The organism is Streptomyces colwelliae (assembly GCF_048158785.1).
Classification (GTDB): domain Bacteria; phylum Actinomycetota; class Actinomycetes; order Streptomycetales; family Streptomycetaceae; genus Streptomyces.
On sequence record NZ_JBLTJC010000025.1, the window covers coordinates 15,695 to 35,484 of the forward strand.

Here is a 19,790-nt window from a genome sequence, read left to right on the forward strand (position 1 = left end):
TTCCGTGCTGAGCCCGGTGACGGCACGGCGGACCTGGCCCGGGCCACCAGATTCGTCACCATCGGTACGGCCGCACGCTACCGTCAGTTCAATCTGGCCTGCGCGTTGACCCACTGTTGACTCACTGATCTGCGGCGACCGCCACCTCCCGCGCCCACCGGTAGTCCGCCTTCCCGCTCGGCGACCGCTGGATGGACTCCGCGATCACCAGTTGGCGCGGGATCTTGTAGCCGGCGAGGTGGGTGCGGCAGTGTGTCTGGATCTCGTCCAGCGACGGCCGTACGGCACCCGTGCGCAGCTGTACGACGGCGGCCACATGGTTGCCCCACCGCACGTCCGGCACCCCGGCCACCAGCGCGTCGTAGACATCCGGATGCGACTTGAGCGCCTGCTCGACCTCCTCCGGATAGACCTTCTCCCCACCGGTGTTGATGCACTGCGAGCCACGGCCGAGGACCGTGACGACGCCTTCCTCGTCCACGGTCGCCATGTCGCCGAGCAGGACCCACCGCTCGCCGTCCTTCTGGAAAAAGGTCTCGGCGGTTTTCCTCGGATCGTTGTAGTAGCCGAGCGGTACATGACCGCACTGCGCGACCCGGCCGATCTCGCCGACGGCGACCGGCTCGTACGTAGCCGGATCGACTACCTGGGTACGGGAGTTGACGCGGATGCGGAAGGACTTCCCGGCCCCGGAGTCGGCCGTCGCCGTGCCGTTGAAGCCGGACTCGGACGAGCCGTAGTTGTTCAGCAGCATCGTGTTCGGGAGCAGCTCCTGGAACTGCCGGCGCACCGTCTCCGACATGATCGCGCCCGACGACGAGACGCTGAACATCGACGAGCAATCGGTGCCCTTCATGGGCCCGTTGAGGGCGTCGATCAGCGGGCGCAGCATCGCGTCGCCGACCAGGGACATACTGGTGACCTTCTCCTTCTCCACGGTCCGCAGCACCTCCTCCGGCGCGAACTTGCGGTGGATCACGATGCGTTGGCCGAAGTTGAAGCCGATGAACGCGGTGAGCGTGGAGGTGCCGTGCATCAGCGGGGGAGTGGGGAAGAAGGTGATCCCCGCCCCGCCGGCCGCGACCCGCTCGGCCAACTCCTCGGGTTTCTTGACGGGTTCACCGGTCGGCGCGCCACCGCCGAGCCCCGAGAAGAACAGGTCCTCCTGGCGCCACATCACGCCCTTGGGCATCCCGGTCGTGCCGCCGGTGTAGATGATGAACTGGTCGTCCGGCGACCGCGCCGGGAACCCGCGCTCGGGAGACCCGGTCGCTTCGGCGTCCGTGAAGGCCACGGCGGGTACGTCCGGTCCGTCCGCCCGCGCAGGTCCCACCCGTACCAGGTGCCGCAGTCGCTCCGCACGCGGCAGCGCGGCCGCCACCCGCTCGGTGAACTCGGTGTCGAAGACCAGCGCGACGAGGTCGGCGTCCCGGTAGAGGTACACCAACTCCTCTTCGACATAGCGATAGTTGACGTTGACCGGCACGACCCGTGCCTTGAGGCAGCCCAGCACCGTCTGCAAGTACTCGATGCCGTTGTAGAGATGGAGCCCCAGGTGCTCACCCGGGCGTATCCCGGTGTCGATCAGATGATGGGCGATGCGGTTCGCGGCCGCGTCCAACTCCGCGTAGGTCAGGCGGCGTTCCGCGCCCGTGCCCGGGTGGTCGATGTACACGAGCGCCTCGCGGTCCGGGACCACGTCGACGACCGACTCGAACAGGTCGGCAATGTTGTACTCCACCACTCCTCCTGACGTCGGTTCGCCGGTCATCAGAGCAAAGGGCGCGGCAACTGTGAAGGGTCCGCGCAGAAGAAATCTGACTGAGTGTCAGAAACCCCTTGTACTGGCACGGCGGCTCCTGCAACCTGTTCTCGTTCCGGAGGCGGTACGGCGACGGGAGGACGGCAATGGGCGGTACGGAACACCTGACCGTGCGGCGCGAGGGCGCCACACTGGTGCTCACGCTCAACAGGCCCGAGGCGAAGAACGCGCTCTCGTTGCCGATGCTGGTCGGCCTCTACGACGGCTGGATCGAGGCCGACGCGGACGACGCGATCCGCTCGATCGTGCTGACCGGCGCGGGGGGCGCGTTCTGCGCGGGTATGGATCTCAAGGCGCTGGCCGGGAAGGGCATGGAGGGGCAGCAGTACCGGGACCGGCTCGCCGCCGACCCTGATCTGCACTGGAAGGCGATGCTGCGCCACCATCGGCCGCGCAAGCCGGTGATCGCCGCGGTTGAGGGGTTCTGCGTGGCGGGCGGTACCGAGATATTGCAGGGAACCGATATCCGGGTCGCTGGGGAATCCGCGACCTTTGGGTTGTTCGAGGTCAAACGTGGGTTGTTCCCGATCGGCGGGTCAACTGTGCGGCTTCAGCGGCAGATTCCGCGTACGCATGCCCTGGAGATGCTGCTGACCGGGCGTCCGTACAGCGCGCGGGAGGCGGCGGGCATTGGTCTGGTCGGGCATGTCGTCCCCGACGGGGCTGCCCTCGCCAAGGCGCTGGAGATCGCCGAACTCGTCAACGGGTGTGGGCCGTTGGCAGTTGAGGCGGTCAAGGCGTCGGTGTATGAGACGGCCGAGCTGACCGAGGCGGAAGGGCTCGCCGCTGAGCTCAAGAGGGGGTGGCCGATCTTTGACACCGCCGATGCGAAGGAGGGGGCCCGTGCCTTTGCGGAGAAGCGGCCAGCGGTTTACAAGCGGGCGTAGGTGCTCCGAGAGGTCCGTCCGCCTATGTCTGCGGGTTCGTTGTGGCTGGTCGCGCAGTTCCCCGCGCCCCTGGGTGGGGATGCGTGGCCCCAGCTGTTCAGTTAGGAGATGTCGTGCCCGAAGTGCTTAAAGCCCCCCTTGTCCTTGAATTTCCCTTCACTCGTTCCCTCGGGCCTGTCCAGAGCGCGTTCCTCACCGGCTTGCGCGAGCGTGTCGTCCTCGGTGTGAAGACCGGCGATGGTCGAACCCTCGTACCGCCCGTCGAGTACGACCCTGTTACCGCCGAGGAGATCCGCGATCTCGTCGAGGTCGCCTCCACCGGCACGGTCACCACCTGGGCCTGGAACCACGAACCCCGCCGCGGCCAGCCCCTCGACACCCCCTTCGCGTGGGTCCTGGTCCGGCTCGACGGTGCCGACACCGCCCTCCTGCATGCCCTCGACGCACCCGGCCCCGACGCCGTCCACACTGGTATGCGGGTCCGAGTCCGCTGGGCCGAGGAACGCGCCGGCGCCATCACCGACATCGCCTGCTTCGAACCGTACGAAGGCGCAGGCGAAAACAAAGGCGACGAGGAGCATCAACCCGCCGCCCACACCGGCGAGTTCGAGGACATGGTCACCGGCATCGTGGCGCCCGCGCGCCTCGACTACGTCTACTCGCCCGGGCGTGCGCAGACCGACTACATCCACGCGCTCTCCGAGCAGCGCACTGTCGGCGAGCGCTGCCCCTCCTGTCGCAAGGTGTACGTCCCGCCGAGGGGTGCGTGTCCCACATGTGGTGTCGCCACAGTGGAACATGTCGAAGTGGGGCCGCGCGGCACAGTCACCACGTTCTGCATCGTCAACATCAAGGCGAAGAACCTCGACATAGAGGTGCCGTACGTCTACGCCCACATCGCCCTCGACGGTGCCGACCTCGCGCTGCACGGACGGATCGGCGGTATGCCCTACGACCAGGTGCGCATGGGGCTGCGCGTCGAGGCGGTGTGGAGCGAGGGCGGCCGCTATCCGGACCACTACCGGCCGACCGGCGAACCCGACGCGGACTACGACGTCTACAAGGAGCTGCTGTGATGCGGGGAGCCGCTGTCATGCGTGAGATCGCCGTCGTCGCCTTCGCGCAGACCGACCACCGGCGCACCACCGACGAGCTCTCCGAGGTGGAGATGCTGATGCCGGTCCTGCACGGCGTACTCGAACAGACCGGCCTGAAGACCGCCGACATCGACTTCACCTGCTCCGGTTCCAGCGACTACCTCGCCGGCCGTGCCTTCTCCTTCACCCTCGCCCTCGACGGCGTAGGCGCCTGGCCACCGATCTCCGAGTCGCACGTCGAGATGGACGGCGCCTGGGCGCTCTACGAGGCCTGGACCAAACTCCTCACCGGCGACGCCGACACCGCGCTCGTCTACTCGTACGGCAAGTCGTCGCCCGGCTCCGTACGCGATGTGCTGACGCGGCAACTCGATCCCTACTACGTCGCCCCCCTGTGGCCGGACTCCGTGGCCCTCGCCGCCCTCCAGGCGCAGGCCCTCATCGACGCCGGTGACACCGACGAACCCGCGCTCGCCGCCGTGGCCGCCCGCAGCCGGACCGACGCGAGCGCCAACTCCCATGCGCAGGTGCGGGGTTCGGTGCCGCAGGGCGACTATGTCGTACGGCCGCTGCGCACCGGCGACTGTCCGCCGGTCGGTGACGGTGCCGCCGCCGTGATCCTCGCGGCCGGAGACCGGGCCCGCGAACTGTGCGAACGGCCCGCCTGGATCAGGGGGATCGACCACCGCATCGAGGCACACGGCCTGGGCGTAAGGGAGTTGACCGACTCACCGTCCACACGGCTCGCCGCCGAGAAGGCCGGTGCTTTCGAACGGCCCGTCGACACCGCCGAGTTGCACGCGCCGTTCACCGCGCAGGAGGTCGTCCTGCGCAAGGCGCTGCGTCTCGGGGACGACGTGAGCGTCAACCCGTCCGGGGGTGCCCTCGCCGCGAACCCCGTCATGGCCGCCGGGCTCATCCGTATCGGTGAGGCCGCCGCCCGCATCCACCGGGGCGAGTCCGACCGGGCCCTCGCCCACGCCACCTCCGGTCCCTGTCTGCAACAGAACCTGGTCGCCGTACTCGAAGGGGATCCGCGATGAGCAAGGAGCCCGTGGCCGTCGTAGGGATCGGCCAGACCAAGCACGTCGCCGCGCGCCGGGACGTGTCGATCGCGGGGCTGGTGCGGGAGGCGGCTCAACGGGCGCTCGACGACGCGGAGTTGACGTGGGCCGACATCGACGCCGTCGTCATCGGGAAGGCGCCCGACTTCTTCGAGGGCGTCATGATGCCCGAGCTGTATCTCGCCGACGCGCTGGGCGCCGTGGGGAAGCCCATGCTGCGGGTGCACACCGCCGGGTCGGTGGGCGGGTCGACGGCGCTGGTCGCCGCCAATCTCGTCGCGGCCCGCGTGCACGGCACGGTTCTCACGCTGGCCTTCGAGAAGCAGTCCGAGTCGAACGCCATGTGGGGGCTGTCGCTGCCGATCCCCTTCCAGCAGCCGTTGCTCGCCGGCGCGGGCGGCTTCTTCGCGCCGCACGTGCGCGCCTATATGCGGCGTACCGGGGCGCCCGACACCGTCGGCTCCCTGGTGGCGTACAAGGACCGGCGCAACGCGCTGAAGAACCCGTACGCGCATCTCCACGAGCACGACATCACGCTGGAGAAGGTCCAGGCCGCGCCGATGCTGTGGGACCCGATCCGGTACTCGGAGACCTGTCCCTCCTCGGACGGTGCCTGCGCGATGGTGCTCACCGACCGGGCGGGTGCAGCCCGCGCACCACGTCCGGCGGCCTGGATGCATGGGGGCGCCATGCGTAGCGAACCCACACTGTTCGCCGGAAAGGACTGTGTGTCGCCACAGGCCGGCAAGGACTGCGCGGCCGACGTGTACCGGCAGGCCGGGATAGCCGATCCGCGCCGGGAGATCGACGCCGTGGAGATGTACGTGCCGTTCTCCTGGTACGAGCCCATGTGGCTGGAGAACCTCGGATTCGCCGAGGAGGGGGAGGGCTGGAAACTCACCGAATCGGGCGTGACCGAGCTGGACGGCGACCTTCCCGTGAACATGTCAGGGGGTGTTCTGTCGACCAATCCCATCGGCGCCTCGGGCATGATCCGCTTCGCGGAGGCCGCTCTCCAGGTTCGGGGGCAGGCAGGAGAACACCAGGTGGAAGGTGCTCGCCGGGTTCTCGGGCACGCCTACGGCGGCGGATCCCAGTTCTTCTCGATGTGGCTCGTGGGCAGCGAACCCCCTGCCTCCTGAAAGGTCCCCCTCACGTGGCCTGTTGGCATCAGAAACCGATCGCTAGGCTGGCCCGCGGACGACGAATCGGGAGGAGCACGGACGTGGCCGAGAGCACCATCCAGCAGCACCCGCTTGCGGGCTGGGACAAGCCGGAGCTGGACCTCAGTGACGCCGATTGGCACTCAGGCAGCCGTGGACTGGGGGATGTCCAGATCGCTTTTGTCGAGGGATTCATCGCGATGCGCAACAGCGGCCGCCCGGAAAGCCCTTCCTTGATCTTCACGCCCGCGGAATGGGGCGCGTTCGTGTCGGGGGCGCGGGAAGGGGAGTTCGACCTCACCTGAAGGTGGAGGTTCCCCAGCGAATCATCGGGGGAAGTACGCACAGGCGTCTTCAGCCCGGCCCTCACTCGTGAGAGTGGCGGCCGGGCCGCGTGCCTGATGGAAACTCGATGCCGGTCATGTCCTGGGAGAGCGCCCACAGGCGGTGTTGCAGTGACGTGTCGTACGACTGCGGGCTGGAGCGGACCACCTTGGGGTGTCCCTTGCTCTGCTGGAATCCGCGTGGGCCGTAGTACTCACCACCCCGTACGCCCGGGTCGGTCGCGGCGCGCAGCACGGTCAGTGCTCCCTTCTCGGGGGACTGCAGGATCAGCGGTCGGATCGCCGCGAAGGCTGTGCGGGTGAGGGCGGAGGAGCGGGACATCGCGCTCCGGGAGCCGGTGGTGTCGGCGCCGCCGGGATGGGCGGCGACGGCCAGCGGCCCGCCTGCGGGCAGTCTGCGGTCGAGCTCGTAGGTGAACAGCAGGTTGGCCAGCTTGGAGTGCCCGTACGCGGCTGTCCGGTCGTACGGGCGTCCGCGCCAGTCGAGATCATCGAGATCGATCGGGCCACCCATGCGGTGGCCCGCGCTGCTGACGGTGACGACGCGGGAGGCGGGCGAGGCCGGCAGCAGGGCCAGCAGCAGCCCGGTCAGGGCGAAGTGCCCCAGGTGGTTGGTTCCGAACTGGAGCTCGTAGCCGTCCGAGGTCGTCCGGTGCGGGGTGTACATCACGCCGGCGTTGTTGATCAGCATGTCGATCCGGGGGCGGGCATCCCTCAGTTCCCCGGCCGCGTCGCGGACCGAGGCGAGCGAACTCAGGTCGAGCCGCTGGACGTGCACCGTCGCCGTCGGCGAGACGTGAGCGATCTCCTCCGCCGCGCGCTTGCCCTTGTCGGTGTCCCGTACCGCCAGGACCACTGCCGCGCCGCGCAGAGCGAGGGCCTTGGCCGTCTCGAATCCGATGCCGGTGTTGGCACCTGTGATCACCGCGGTGCGGCCGTGCTGGTCGGGGATGTCCCGGGCTGTCCAGTGCGCGGGCTTCGATCCGGTCATCGGTTCCTCCAGAAGTCGTACGGGGACTAGGCGGCCGCGAGGGAGGGGCAACCGTGGCCTGCATGCCTGCATGCCTGTCCGTCGTCGAAGGTGAATGCCATTTACCTATGGTGAATAGTGTTAACCTTGCGGGCATGGCAGTCAAACGGCGTCCCACCGGCACCCACCACGGGGATCTGCGCAACGCGCTGGAGGAGGCGGCCCTCGCCCTGGTCGGCGAGCGCGGCCCGCACGGGTTCACCCTCGCCGAGGCATGCCGTAGGGCAGGGGTGAGCGTGTCGGCCCCCTACAAGCACTTCAGCGACCGGGAGGCACTGCTGGCCTCGCTGGCTCTGAAGGGCTACCAGGAGCAGCGCCGCCGCTACCGCACCGCGCTGGCCGCGCACTCGGACCCGGTCGAGCAGTTGGCGGCCTTCGCGACCGCCTATGTGCGGTTCGCCGCCGAGGAGCGCGCCCTCTTCGACATCACCTTCCTGGCCGGCCTCGACAAGAGCCGGCATCCCGAACTGGCCGCGGCGGGCGGTGTCCTGCACGACGACCTGATGCCCGTCACCGGCCGCATCGCCCCCGACCCGGACGAGGCGTTCGAGCTGCTCGTCCAGGTCGCCGCGGCAGCCCATGGGCTGGCCCTGTTCCAGCAGCAGGACATGCTGCCCGGCCGCTGGAACACCCGGTCCTCCGTCGAGGAGCAGGCCGCGCGCACGGCCCGTGCCCTCGCCGGCAGCAGAACCCGCCAGCCCTGGAGACCGGCATGACCACCCCGCGCAGCGACTTCGACCAGGCGCTCGACCGCATCGGCAGGGGAAGCCACGTCAGCCTGGCCACCTTCCGCCGCGACGGCCGGGCCGTCCCCACCCCCGTCGGCAGCCTCGTACAGGACGGAACCCTCTACGCCCTGACACCGCCGGAGACCGGGAAGGTCAAGCGGATCCGCAACAACCCTCAAGTGACCATCGCCCCGTGCGACATGAAGGGCACCGTCCCCACCGGCGCACCCGTGGTGCGGGCCGCCGCCCGGCTCCTGGATCCCGCGGAGACCGTCCGCGTCCAGGAGATGATGAGGCGACGCTTCTTCATGTACCGCCTGGTGCGCCTCGCCGACCGGGCTCTGGGCCGCGAACGCCGACTCGTCGCCATCGCCGTCACCGCCGACTCGTCGGCGCCGGGGCGGACGTAACGCTGAAGGCTGCGGACGGAGGCGTGGCGGGAGCGGGCCGGCAGCATTGGTAGCTGCCGCAGTAGATACGGCAGTTACCGCGACAGCAGCTACCGCGACGGCGGATGCGCGAAGGCTGCCCGTGTGGTCCAGGCGAGGACGAAGGCCGGTACCACGGGGATCAGGGCCGTCCACGGGAGCGTCGCCACCGGGGAGTCGCTCAGCAGTGCGCCGGTCAGGGCTCCTCCTCCGATGCCCAGGTTGAACGCGGAGACGTACCAGGAGGACGCGGCGTCGGGTGCGGTGGATCCCAGGCGGAGAACTCTCGATTGCAGCGTCACCGGCAGTGCGGCGAAGGCGACGCCCCACAGGGCCACGGCTACCACGACGAGGGGCTGTAGCCGGATGCTCGCACCGAGCAGGACCAGCGAGCCGGCCAGCAGGGCGACGGTGCCGAGCAGGACGGTGTGCGGGCGACGGTCTCCCAGGACACCGCCGAGCCAGGTCCCCAGGAAGCCCGCCAATCCGTACAAGCCGGCGGAGACGCCACCGGTGTGGAACCAGCCCGGGCCCGTGGCGAACAGGGTGTTCCAGTCGACATCCCCCTTCCGGCAGCCGACCGACGGCGTTGTGCTCGCCGCCGCCCTCCCGGACCTGGAAGGTGCGGGCTGTACGAATGCGGCTCTCGCCGGGGTCGAAGCGCGGATTGATCTGACTCCCCGTCAGTTCTCGCAGTTCTCTCCCAACCCCCACAGGCGGGACGGCAACAGTGAAGCCGCGGCCCTGGACCAGGGCCCCTGAGCCGCAGTCTGCCGTCCCCTCATGCCTGAGGAAGCCATGACTCCCACCCCCCACCTCACGACATCCGATGTCCGCACCGAGCGTCCGGCCGAGTTCCAGCACGTCGAGCAATCCCGGCTCCCGTACACCGGGACCGCGACAGTGGACATCGTCGTGCCTGTCCACAACGAGGAACGCGCCCTGCCCGGATGTCTGCGCACGCTCCACGATCGCTTGTCCCGGGGCTTCCCCTTCCCCTGGCGGATCACGGTCGCGGACAACGCCAGCACCGACGCCACCCTCGCCACCGCACGTCGCCTCGCGGACGAGCTGCCCGGTGTCGGCGTCGTCCACCTGGACCGCAAGGGCCGCGGGCTCGCCCTGCGCACGGTCTGGGGCGCCAGCGACGCCGACATCGTCGCGTACATGGACGTGGACCTGTCCACCGGTCTGGACGGGTTGCTCCCGCTGATCGCGCCGCTGGCCAGCGGTCACTCGGACCTCGCGATCGGCTCCCGGCTGGCCTCCGGAGCACGCACGGTGCGCGGCCCGCGCCGTGAGTTCGTCTCCCGCTGCTACAACGGCATCATCCGGCTCACGCACGGAGTCCGTTTCACCGACGCACAGTGCGGATTCAAGGCGGCCCGCACGGAGGTGCTCCGGCCGCTGTTGCAGGTGACCCGTGACGAGGCGTGGTTCTTCGACACGGAGCTGCTCCTGCTCGCCGAGCACAACGGACTGCGTATCCACGAGGTCCCGGTCGACTGGGTCGAGGACGTCGACACACGGGTGGACGTGGTGAGCACCGCCACGGACGACCTGCGCGGCCTGTGGCGCATGGCGCGGCTCAAGGCCTCCGGTGACGCCCGGGCCGACATCCGACCTCGCCCCGAACCGGCGGCCGAGCACCCCGACGCCGTTCTCGCCCCCTCGACGCGACGTGGTGCGCTGTCGTGGGAGGTGGGATGTTTCGTCGCGATCGGCGTCGCCTCCACGATCGGACAGGCCCTTCTGTACTGGCTGTTGCGCGGCTGGTGGTCTCCGGCGCTCGCCAACCTGGTCTCCCTGCTCGTTCTCACCGTCCTCAACACCGAGGCGAACCGACGTCTCACCTTCCGCCACTCCGCGGCTCCGCCCGCCCGTGTGCATCTCGGTGCCGGGGGCCTGTTCGTCCTCGGCTACCTGGTCACCTCCGGTGCGGTGCTGTGGTTCAGACAGCTCGCCCCCGGTGCCTCACCGGCCGCGGAGACCGCGGTCCTCGCCGCGGCGTCCGTCGTCGTCACCTGTGTCCGCTTCACCGTGCTGCGGCTGGCCGTCTTCTCCGGCCCCGGCCGCCGTACCCGCTGATGAGAGCGAATCCCGACATGAGCAATTCCGCGCACATCATGCCCGTCCCCACGGCGTCGGCGGACGACGGGAACACCACGGGTACGTCAGTCCGCGTGCTGCCCGGCTGGGCGGCACCCGCGGCGCTCGCAGCCGTCCTCGTGCTCGCGACCGTCCTGTACGCATGGGCGCTGGGCTCCCTGGGGTGGGGCAACAGCTACTACTCGGCGGCCGTGAAGTCGATGGGGCGGAGCTGGACCAACTTCCTCTTCGGCTCCTTCGATCCGGCGGGCGTGGTCACGGTCGACAAGCCGCCGGCCGCGCTGTGGCCGCAGGTGATCAGCAGCAAGATCTTCGGGCTGCACGGCTGGGCGCTGATCCTGCCTCAGGTCCTCGAAGGCGTGGCCGGGGTGCTGGTGCTGCACCGCACCGTGCGCCGTTGGGCGGGGGAACGCGCGGCACTGCTCGCCGCGCTGGTGTTCACCCTGACCCCCATCACCGTGGCCATCAACCGGGACAACAACCCGGACACGCTGCTGGTCCTGTTGCTGGTTTCGGCGGCGTACGCGCTCACCCGTGCGCTGGAGGCCGAAGGGCGGGCCGCGACCTGGTGGCTGTGCGCCGGCGGTTTCCTGATCGGGTGCGGGTTCCTCACCAAGATGCTCGCCGCCTGGATGGTCGTTCCCGCGTTCGCCGTCGCCTGGCTCGTGGGAGGAAGCGGCGCCTGGATACCGCGAGTGCGGCGTCTGTTGGGCGCGGGGGCCATCCTGGCGGCGTCCTCCTTGTGGTGGGTCGTCATGGTGGCCCTGTGGCCCGGCGACCGCCCGTACATCGGCGGCAGCAAGGACGGCTCCGCCTGGGATCTCGTGATCGGCTACAACGGGCTGGGGAGGGTCTTCGGCTCCAGCGACGGAACGTCCCAGACGATGGGTGGATTCGCCGGGGGATTCGGCGGTCAGTCGGGCCTGGGCAGGTTGTTCAACGCGCAGGTGGGCGGTCAGATCAGCTGGCTGCTGCCGGTCTGCGTGCTGGCTCTGGCTGTCGCTGTCGCCTGCGCGGTACTGCGCCGCCGCGGCAGGCTGACCGACTCCGCCGTGCTGCCGTCCTCCGGCTGGCTGCTGTGGGGGACATGGCTGGTGGTCTGCGCGGCCGTGTTCTCGACGCAGAAGGGAATCTTCCACCCCTACTACACCACTCAACTGGCCCCGGCCATCGCCGCGTTGTGCGGCGGGCTGATAGCCGCCCTCATCCGTGTCCGCCACGCGCTTGTGCGCTGGGTGCCGTTGGCCGGCGTGGCGGCGGTAGTGGCGAGCGTGGCCTGGGCCGTGGTGCTCATCCGCCGCGAGCCTGACTGGAACGGCTGGCTGATGTGGCCGGTGCTGCTCGTCGGCTGCGCGGCGGTGGCGCTGCTGTTGCTCTCGCGACGCCGTGCCCAACTGCTCATGGCTGCCGTGGGCGCAGCGATCGTATCGGTCCTGCTGGCCCCGGGAGCCTGGGCGGTGACCGTGCCCGGATCGACCAACATGGGGGGCACCAACCCGACGGCCGGTCCGTTGACGTCCGGCTTCGGAGGAGGCGGCCGTATGCCCCAACAGGGTTCGAACGGCGGGGACCTTCCGTCGGGCATGCCGTCCGGGATGCCTTCAGGCATGCCCACGCAGGGAGCGAACGGCATGACCGGCGCGCCCGGAGGATCGGGCTCGGATGCCCGCGACACACCATCCTTGCCGGGCACAGGCTCTGGAGGAGCGCCGAGCGGACGTGGCGGTTTCGGCGGCGATACGGGACTCACCGCTGACCAACGTAAGATCGCTCAGTACGCCGCCGAGCACGCACCCCATGCACGAATCAAGCTGGCCGTCGAGGGCGGCGCCACCGTCGCCAGCACCTTCATCCTGGAGTCCGACGAGACCGTGATCGGCATGGGCGGTTTCACGAACAGCGACAACGCGCCTTCGGTGGCCCAATTGGAGAAGTGGACCGAGGACGGCGAACTACGCTACGTCCTGGGCTCCGACACGAACGGCGGCGGCATGCCGGCTCTGTCCGGCGGATACACCCAGCAGCGCTCCGACTGGATCGCCGACCACTGCACGAAGGTGTCGGCGTCGGTATACGGCGGCACCTCCGGCACGTCGTCACAGAACAACGGCGGCGGCGCGATGGGATTCGGGGGAGGCGACGTGCTGTACGACTGCGCCGCCAAGTAACCGACGCGCCCAAGTACGGGCCACCACACGGCAGAATGGGACCAGCACACGTCATGACCGCGCAGCTCGCGGCGGCGAGGCCGCGACGTCGGCTCCTCGTGGTCGAGGACGAGCCCAGCATCCGTACCTTGCTGGAGGCGACGCTTCGCCTGACCGGATACGAGGTGAGCAGCACCGACACCGGACAGGCGGCCCTCCTGGAGGTCGAACGCCTGGAACCGCACCTGGTGTTGCTGGATGTGATGCTGCCCGATCTGGACGGCTTCGAGGTGACCCGCAGACTGCGGGCGGCAGGCAACGACTGTCCGGTCCTGTTCCTGACCGCGCGCACCGGCACAGACGATCGCATCACCGGTCTGAGCGCGGGCGGGGACGACTACGTCGCCAAACCGTTCAGCATCGAGGAGGTGCTGTTGCGTATCGAGGCCATTCTGCGTCGCACGGCGTCGGCCGCTCCCGAATGGCAGGGGGAGCAGAGTGTTCTGAGCTATGCCGACCTCGAACTCGACGAGGGCGCCCACGAGGTGCACCGCGCAGGACAGTACATCGCTCTGTCGCCAACAGAGTTCAAGCTCCTGGCCTACCTCCTGTCGAACGCGGGCCAGGTGGTGAGCAAGATCCAGATCCTCGACCACGTCTGGAGTTACGACTTCGCCGGAGACTCCCGGATCATCGAGACGTACGTCAGGTACCTGCGCCGAAAGGTCGATTGCTTCGATCCTCCACTGATCCATACCGTGCGCGGCGTCGGATACTGCCTGAGGCTTCCCCGCGATCACACCGGGCCGTCGGACCAGTGACACGGTACTTGCCCAGACTGCCCAAGTCGCTGCGACGGCGTCTCGTCCTGGGCGTCACCGTGCTCGCCACCGCAGCAGTCCTGACCTCCCAGGCCATCGGTTCTGTGGTCCTTCGATCCTGGCTGGTGGACCGGGTGGACGCGCAACTCGTGGAGTTCCATCCTCCCGCTCCCGCCTTCTACGACGCGCTCGCCGGCACACTCCCGGACCGAGGGGCGAGCTCAGAGGTGCTGCCCTCGGATTTCCATGTCTACTTCTACGACTCCACCGGGCGCCGGCTGAACGACTCCCTGGGCAGTGAGGCCAAGCCAGGACCCCGTCTGGCCGACAGGGCGCAGGACTTGGGGCTGCGGGACGGTCATCCCGAGACCGTGGGCGCCGTCAGCGGTGACGGCCGCTGGCGGGTGCTGCTGAATCCCGGTCCGCACGGCACGAGCGCGGTGGTCACCCTTCCTCTCGACACCGTCGACGGCGCCATGTCGAAGCTCCTGTGGCTGAATGCCGTGCTGCTCGCGGTCACGGTCGTCGCCCTGATCGCACTGGGCCGGTGGGTGGTTCGTCTGGGGCTGCTGCCATTGACCAGAATGGAACGGACGGCACAGGACATCACCGCAGGCCAGCTCGGTCTGAAGCTGGCCGACACCGATGCGCGTACCGAGATCGGACGACTCGGCCGGGTGCTGAATTCCATGCTCGACCGCCTGCAGAACGCGTTGTCGGCGCGAGAGGCCTCGGAGGCCCGACTGCGCCGCTTCGTCGCGGATGCCGGGCACGAGCTGCGTACTCCGCTCACGGCGATCCAGGGCTACGCCCAGCTCGCCCTCCGCCCGGAGCAGCGCCCGGACGAGGAACGGCAGCAGGCGAACCGGTTCATCTCACAGAACGCGGAACGCATGAGTCTGCTCGTCGACGACCTCCAACTGCTCGCCACGCTGGACAAGGAGCCTTCCTACCGGCGGGAGCCGGTCGACCTGTTGTCCCTTGCGGCTGACGCCGTCAGCGCGGTCGCCGTCCACAGCGGGTCCCACCGCGTCGACCTCGGCCCGCTGCTGACCCCGGACGATCCCACCGGCTCCGACGAACTCGACCTCGCGGAGACCGTCGGGGACCCGCACCGATTGCGTCAGATCCTCGAGAACCTGCTGTCCAACGCCCGCACCCACACCCCACCCGGTACTCGCGTCCACGTACGAGTAGGCACGACCCAGGCAGGCCCACGCACCGGCGGTACCGACCGCCCCGGGCGTTTCACGGCCTCAGCGCCCCTGCCGGAGGGTCTCCCGATCAGCGTGATCGAGGTGGTCGACGAAGGGCCGGGCCTCGACCCCGTCGAAGCCGCGCTCGTATTCGAGCGCTTCTACCGTGCCGACCCCGCCCGCTCACGCATCCACGGCGGCAGCGGCCTCGGCCTGGCCATCGCCGCGACCATCGCCGAGGGCCACGGCGGCCGCCTCGAACTCGACACCGCCCCGGGACGGGGCTGCACCTTTCGACTGGTCCTGGCGTCGGCCTGATCCGCGACGGGGACAGCATCGGCACGGTCTACCGCAACCACCTGGACAAGGGGAAGGCCGCACGATGTGGTGCTTCAACCGACACCGGTCCTCTCCCGAGTCGGAGACCCCGAAGAGGAATCGCCCACGGTCCTGCTCGCCTTCGACCCGGTCCTGATCGTTCTCGGCACCGGCCAGTCCGGATCCGTCGACACGGCCCCGGTCGCCCGCCTGCTGCCCAGCGTGAGCGGTTCCCGCAGCCGCCGCCGAGGTCGTCGCAGGCGTCGACCGGTCTGTCGGGCGCGACGCTCTCCGAGACCGGTCGCGGCGCGGAGGGCGGAGGATCAGGACTCCGTTGCAGGGTGCGTCGCGCGGATCCGCGGCCGCTCCCTGGTCAGTCCGGCTTCCATGGCGGTGAGCAGTGCGAGGGCCGCGTCGAGATGTCCGGTGTCATGGCCGGCGGCTTCGGAGACGGTCGCGGCCCATTCCTGCCGGACGAGGACGGTGTTGCTGCGTCCGCGCTCGGTGGAGTGGACCGTCACCCCGCGACCGTCGTCCGAGTGGGCGTGCCGTTCGATGAAGCCCTTGTGTTCGAGCCCGCGCAGGACGGTGGAGAGGTTGGTGCGCTGGAGCCCGGTCGCGGCCGCGATGCGGCTGGGAGGGGCGGCGGGGTCCTGCTTCAGGTAGCGCATCACCATGCCCTCGGACTGTGACAGGTGGACGGCTCGCTCGTCCGTGTAGCGGCGGAACTGGATCTCCCGGCTGATGATCAGTACGAGGTCGGCCAGCTCCGCCCATCGCTGATCTCCGTCCGGTCCGGCCGCGGGGTCCGTCTCCTGCGCTCCGTCGTGCATCACATCTCCCGGTGCGGGTTGCCAAGGAACTAGTTATGACACCATACTCGTCATGGCCTCATAGTTATGAGTCCATAACCACAATCGAGGATCTGTCATGCCGACAACCCTTTCCTCCGGGCAGGCCCAGGCCGCGACGGCCTCGCCCCGAGCCATGGCCCGCGCGGGCGGTCTGCACCCGGTCGGGGTGTTCATCCTGCTGGCCGGCGCGTTTCTGCCGATCATGGACTTCTTCATCACCAATGTGGCCCTGCCCAGCATCGACGCCTCCCTGCGCGCCTCCGCCTCGTCGCTGGAACTGGTGATCGCCGGGTACGGCGTCGCGTACGCGACCCTGCTCGTCCTCGGCGGACGGCTGGGGGACCGCTACGGCCGCCGCCGTATCTTCCTCGGTGCGCTCGTGGGCTTCGTGCTGGCCTCCCTGGCCTGCGGTGTCGCACCGAGCGTGGGCGCGCTGATCGCGGCCCGCATCATCCAGGGCGCCACCGCCGCCCTGCTCATCCCGCAGGTGCTGGCGACCTTCCACCACGTCCTCGACGGAGAGCGCAAGGCTCGTGCCGTGGCCCTGTACGGAGCGACCTCCGGAATCGCCGCCGTAGTCGGTCAGTTGGTGGGTGGCCTTCTTGTCAGCGCCGACATCGCCGGAACCTCCTGGCGTCCGATCTTCCTGGTCAACGTACCCATCGGCGTGGTCGTGCTCCTGGTGGCGGCACGGATCGTGCCCGGCACCCGCTCGCACCACCCCGTCGGCATCGACCTGCCCGGCACCGTCCTGTTCGCCGCCACCCTGACCGCGCTGCTGGTGCCGCTTACCGAAGGGCACTCGCTGGGCTGGCCGTGGTGGACGTGGGTGATGCTCGCCGGCGCGGTCGTCCTGGGCGCCGCCACCTACGTCGTGGAGAAGCGCACCGAGCGGCGCGGCGAGGTCCCGCTGCTCCCGCCGTCCCTGCTGCGTCTGCCGTCGATGTCCCGAGGGCTGACCATGGTGTTCGCCTTCAGCATCGGCTTCGGCGCCTTCATGTTCGTCTTCGCCCTCACCGTCCAGAACGGCCTGCACGCAGACGCCCTGCACAGCGGCCTCGCGATCCTGCCGATGGCCCTGTTCTTCTTCGCCGGTTCACTTGTCGCCCCCCGACTGATCACACGGTTCGGCCGGGCCGCGCTGTCTGCCGGCGCCGTCGTCCAACTCGCCGGACTCATCTCGCTGGTGGCGGTCCTGGTCGGGAACTGGCCGCACGTCAGCCTGTGGGCCATGGCCGTACCGCTGGCCCTGGTCGGTGCCGGACAGTCGATGCTGTTCGCCGGTCTGTTCCGCAGTGTGCTCGCCGACGTCCCCAGACACCTGGCCGGTATCGGCAGCGGAGTACTGATCACCCTGCAACAGAGCGGACTGGCTCTCGGCGTGGCCACCCTCGGCACCCTCTACCTGGCCGTGGCCCCGCACAACATCGCCCACGCCTTCGCCGGAGTCGAGTACGTGCAGATGGGCATCGTCGCCCTCCTCGCGGTCGGCGCCGCAGCCCTGCCGCGCTTCACGAAGGCCATGTCGGCCACCGCTCCCGTCGTCGACGCCTGATTCCTCCTCTTCGGTGGAGACCAGGGGCGCTTCCGAGAAGGCGCCGGTGGTGGCTGTGGACGACCGGCCCGTGGCTGCGGTGATCTGCGGGTTGAGGACGGGGAAGGCGTAGTGGACGATTCCCCTCCTGGTGATCTGGGTGCCGCACAGGGCGGGCAGCGCGGCGCGAGGCCGTGACGGGTCTCCCGTTCCGGTCACGGCCTCGCTGGTGCGCGGGTTGGTCATCGGCCGATCAGCAGCAGCCGCCTGCGACTGCCGGTTCCTTCGAGCTGGTATCGGCCTCGGCCGAGTCGGCGCAGCAGGTGCTGCCCTGCTGCTTGGCCAGGGAGTCGGCGTCGGCCTTGACGACATACACCTCCCAGGGTTCCTGGCCGGGGCCGTGGACCCAGACCTTGTCCTGGAGGGCGTAGCAGCAGCTGGTGTCGTTCTCCTCGGCCGTGGTGAGGCCGGCCTCGCCCAGGCGGGCGGTGGCGGTGTGGACCGCCTCCGTCGACTCGACTTCGACGCCGAGGTGGTCCATGCGGGTCGCCTCGCCTGCGGTGCCCTCGATGAGGACGAGCTTGAGTGGGGGGTCGGCGATGGCGAAGTTGGCGTAGCCGTCGCGGAGTTTGGCGGGTTCGGTGCCGAAGAGCTTCGTGTAGAAGGCGATGGACGTGGCGAGGTCGGGGACGCGGAGGGCGAGTTGTACGCGGGACGTCATGGTGAACCTCCTGGGGTGGGTGGGGAGTTCAGCAGCCGCCGGAGGTGGTGGCAGGGGCGCCGATGCCGATCTGGAGGGTGGACGGGGTGGTGCAGCATCCGCCGCCGGACTGCTCGGCGTTCTCCGGCTCGTCGAAGAGGCCCGCGCCGCCGCACACCCCCGTGTCCGGGAGGGTCAACTCGACGCGCTCGGCGGCCTCTTGGTCTCCGGCGAGGGCGGCGGTGATGGAGCGGACCTGCTCGTAGCCGGTCATGGCGAGGAACGTGGGCGCACGGCCGTAGGACTTCATGCCGACCAGGTAGATGCCCTGTTCGGGGTGGGAGAGCTCGTTCACGCCGTGCGGGTAGACCGTGCCGCAGGAGTGGACGTTCGGGTCGATGAGCGGGGCTAGCGCGGTCGGGGCCTGGAGGCGTTCGTCGAGGCCGAGGCGGAGTTCGGAGAGGAAGGACAGGTCCGGGCGGAAGCCGGTGAGGACGATGACCTCGTCGATCGGGTCGAGGCGGCGGCCGTCCTCGGCTACGAGGACGAGCTGGTCACCTTCCCGTTCCACGGCCTGCGTACGGAAGCCGGTGACCGTGCTCGCGTGGCCGGCTTCGACGGCGGCCTTGGCGCGCAGGCCCAGCGCGCCGCGCGCGGGGAGCTGGTCGGCGTCGCCGCCGCCGTACGTGTTCGTACCGATGCCGCGCCGCAGGATCCACACGGCGTGCGTGCCGTCCTCCTCCTTCGCCAGGTCGGCGAGGAGGGCCAAGGTTGTGAAGGCGGAGGCGCCGGAGCCGACGACGGCGGTGCGCCTGCCCGAGTAACGGGCGCGGACGGCTGGGTCGTCGAGGTCGGGGACGCGGTAGGAGATGTGGTCGGCCGCCGTCTTCTCGTCGAGGGCGGGCAGGCCGTCCGCGCCCAGCGGGCCGGGGGTGGACCAGGTGCCGGAGGCGTCGATGACGGCGCGGGCGGCGATCCGTTCCTCGCGGCCGGCCGTGGTCTGGAGGTGCACGGTGAAGGGCTGCTCGTCACGACCCGCGTCGACGACGCGGTCGCGGCCGGCGCGGGCCACGCCGGTCACGGTCGCGCCGTAGCGGACCTTGTCGCCCAGCAGGTCCGCGAGCGGCTGTAGGTACCTCTCGGCCCAGTCGCCGCCGGTGGGGTAGGTGGCGCCGTCGGGGCGGGTCCAGCCGGTCGGGGCGAGCAGCTTTTCGGCGGCGGGGTCGGTGACCTCGGCCCAGGGGGAGAACAGGCGCACGTGTGCCCAGTCGCGGACCGCGGTGCCGGCCGAGGGTCCGGCTTCCAGCACCAGTGGTTCGACGCCCCGCTGGATGAGGTGGGCGGCGGTGGCCAGGCCGATCGGGCCGGCTCCGATGACGACTACGGGCAGCTGATCGGTGGTGGGCGCGGTCACGGGACTCCCCTTTGATTCGACATTCGTCGATGGCCTGCGCGGTCAGCATGGCACCTGATTCGACAAGCGTCAACATAGACGTTTATCGAATCTGTGGGTTCGGGGGAGTTGGCCGGCGGTGTCGAGATCGGGGG

The 19,790-nt window shown here is 69.6% G+C and carries 18 protein-coding genes and 1 pseudogene; 12 read left to right on the plus strand and 7 right to left on the minus strand.

Features of this window, described 5'->3' with window-relative positions; genetic code table 11:
* Window positions 1-121: 121 nt before the first annotated feature.
* Window positions 122-1,741 (minus strand): acyl-CoA synthetase, encoded by a 1,620-nt coding sequence (locus ACNFOC_RS08050; RefSeq protein WP_416958138.1) that lies wholly within the window; start codon window positions 1,739-1,741, stop codon window positions 122-124.
* Window positions 1,742-1,908: 167 nt separating this feature from the next.
* Here ACNFOC_RS08050 and ACNFOC_RS08055 point away from each other — a divergent pair, with 167 nt between their 5' ends.
* From ACNFOC_RS08055 to ACNFOC_RS08075, 5 genes are all read left to right on the plus strand, one after another.
* Window positions 1,909-2,709, plus strand: a complete 801-nt coding sequence (locus tag ACNFOC_RS08055) for a crotonase/enoyl-CoA hydratase family protein (RefSeq protein WP_416958140.1) — start codon at window positions 1,909-1,911, stop codon at window positions 2,707-2,709.
* Window positions 2,710-2,822: 113 nt separating this feature from the next.
* Window positions 2,823-3,785: a Zn-ribbon domain-containing OB-fold protein gene (locus ACNFOC_RS08060; protein WP_416958142.1), complete on the plus strand. Its 963-nt coding sequence runs from the start codon at window positions 2,823-2,825 to the stop codon at window positions 3,783-3,785.
* A 17-nt stretch (window positions 3,786-3,802) separates the two neighbouring features.
* Entirely contained in the window at window positions 3,803-4,849 is a 1,047-nt protein-coding gene (locus ACNFOC_RS08065) for a thiolase family protein (RefSeq protein WP_416958144.1), read from the plus strand.
* The gene (locus ACNFOC_RS08070) at window positions 4,846-6,012 is read left to right on the plus strand and encodes a thiolase family protein (protein ID WP_416958145.1); all 1,167 of its coding nucleotides are present in this window, start codon (window positions 4,846-4,848) and stop codon (window positions 6,010-6,012) included. Before ACNFOC_RS08065 ends, ACNFOC_RS08070 begins: the two co-directional genes overlap by 4 nt.
* Before the next feature lie 83 nt (window positions 6,013-6,095).
* Window positions 6,096-6,338, plus strand: coding sequence for a DUF397 domain-containing protein (locus ACNFOC_RS08075; RefSeq protein WP_019057879.1), 243 nt, complete (start codon window positions 6,096-6,098; stop codon window positions 6,336-6,338).
* Window positions 6,339-6,399: 61 nt separating this feature from the next.
* Here ACNFOC_RS08075 and ACNFOC_RS08080 read toward each other — a convergent pair whose 3' ends face one another.
* Window positions 6,400-7,368 (minus strand): oxidoreductase, encoded by a 969-nt coding sequence (locus ACNFOC_RS08080; RefSeq protein WP_416958147.1) that lies wholly within the window; start codon window positions 7,366-7,368, stop codon window positions 6,400-6,402.
* Window positions 7,369-7,502: 134 nt separating this feature from the next.
* On the opposite strand from ACNFOC_RS08080, the gene ACNFOC_RS08085 reads away from it, so the two are divergent.
* Together ACNFOC_RS08085 and ACNFOC_RS08090 are read left to right on the plus strand one after the other, a co-directional pair.
* Window positions 7,503-8,123, plus strand: coding sequence for a TetR/AcrR family transcriptional regulator (locus ACNFOC_RS08085; RefSeq protein WP_416958149.1), 621 nt, complete (start codon window positions 7,503-7,505; stop codon window positions 8,121-8,123).
* Window positions 8,120-8,545, plus strand: a complete 426-nt coding sequence (locus tag ACNFOC_RS08090) for a PPOX class F420-dependent oxidoreductase (RefSeq protein ID WP_416958151.1) — start codon at window positions 8,120-8,122, stop codon at window positions 8,543-8,545. The genes ACNFOC_RS08085 and ACNFOC_RS08090 overlap by 4 nt, the downstream gene beginning before the upstream one ends.
* Window positions 8,546-8,634: 89 nt before the next feature.
* On the opposite strand, the gene ACNFOC_RS08095 is transcribed toward ACNFOC_RS08090, so the two are convergent.
* Window positions 8,635-9,057 carry an MFS transporter gene (locus ACNFOC_RS08095; RefSeq protein ID WP_416958153.1) on the minus strand — a complete coding sequence of 141 codons (423 nt, stop codon included), beginning with the start codon at window positions 9,055-9,057 and terminating at the stop codon, window positions 8,635-8,637.
* A gap of 304 nt (window positions 9,058-9,361) precedes the next feature.
* On the opposite strand from ACNFOC_RS08095, the gene ACNFOC_RS08100 reads away from it, so the two are divergent.
* Genes ACNFOC_RS08100 through ACNFOC_RS08115 form a run of 4 tightly spaced genes read left to right on the plus strand, consistent with a single transcriptional unit; the run spans window position 9,362 to window position 15,154 of the window.
* Window positions 9,362-10,651 carry a glycosyltransferase gene (locus ACNFOC_RS08100; RefSeq protein ID WP_416958155.1) on the plus strand — a complete coding sequence of 430 codons (1,290 nt, stop codon included), beginning with the start codon at window positions 9,362-9,364 and terminating at the stop codon, window positions 10,649-10,651.
* 17 nt (window positions 10,652-10,668) lie between these two features.
* Window positions 10,669-12,840, plus strand: coding sequence for an ArnT family glycosyltransferase (locus ACNFOC_RS08105; protein WP_416958157.1), 2,172 nt, complete (start codon window positions 10,669-10,671; stop codon window positions 12,838-12,840).
* A gap of 53 nt (window positions 12,841-12,893) precedes the next feature.
* Complete coding sequence (locus ACNFOC_RS08110; RefSeq protein ID WP_416958159.1) at window positions 12,894-13,640, plus strand: response regulator transcription factor; 747 nt, start codon at window positions 12,894-12,896, stop codon at window positions 13,638-13,640.
* 8 nt (window positions 13,641-13,648) lie between these two features.
* Window positions 13,649-15,154 carry a sensor histidine kinase gene (locus ACNFOC_RS08115; protein ID WP_416958161.1) on the plus strand — a complete coding sequence of 502 codons (1,506 nt, stop codon included), beginning with the start codon at window positions 13,649-13,651 and terminating at the stop codon, window positions 15,152-15,154.
* A 323-nt stretch (window positions 15,155-15,477) separates the two neighbouring features.
* On the opposite strand, the gene ACNFOC_RS08120 is transcribed toward ACNFOC_RS08115, so the two are convergent.
* Window positions 15,478-15,987: a MarR family winged helix-turn-helix transcriptional regulator gene (locus ACNFOC_RS08120; RefSeq protein WP_416958163.1), complete on the minus strand. Its 510-nt coding sequence runs from the start codon at window positions 15,985-15,987 to the stop codon at window positions 15,478-15,480.
* Between the two features lie 97 nt (window positions 15,988-16,084).
* Between ACNFOC_RS08120 and ACNFOC_RS08125 the strand changes: the two genes are divergently transcribed.
* Entirely contained in the window at window positions 16,085-17,563 is a 1,479-nt protein-coding gene (locus ACNFOC_RS08125) for an MFS transporter (protein WP_416958165.1), read from the plus strand.
* A gap of 15 nt (window positions 17,564-17,578) precedes the next feature.
* On the opposite strand, the pseudogene ACNFOC_RS08130 reads toward ACNFOC_RS08125, so the two are convergent.
* The 3 genes and pseudogenes from ACNFOC_RS08130 to ACNFOC_RS08140 form a co-directional block, all read right to left on the minus strand.
* Window positions 17,579-17,788: pseudogene (locus ACNFOC_RS08130) on the minus strand (MFS transporter); the annotation flags it as partial.
* Between the two features lie 7 nt (window positions 17,789-17,795).
* Window positions 17,796-18,263 carry an ArsI/CadI family heavy metal resistance metalloenzyme gene (locus ACNFOC_RS08135; protein ID WP_416958167.1) on the minus strand — a complete coding sequence of 156 codons (468 nt, stop codon included), beginning with the start codon at window positions 18,261-18,263 and terminating at the stop codon, window positions 17,796-17,798.
* A gap of 28 nt (window positions 18,264-18,291) precedes the next feature.
* On the minus strand, window positions 18,292-19,656 hold the full coding sequence (locus ACNFOC_RS08140; RefSeq protein WP_416958169.1) for an FAD-dependent oxidoreductase: 1,365 nt from the start codon (window positions 19,654-19,656) through the stop codon (window positions 18,292-18,294).
* Window positions 19,657-19,790: the final 134 nt, after the last annotated feature.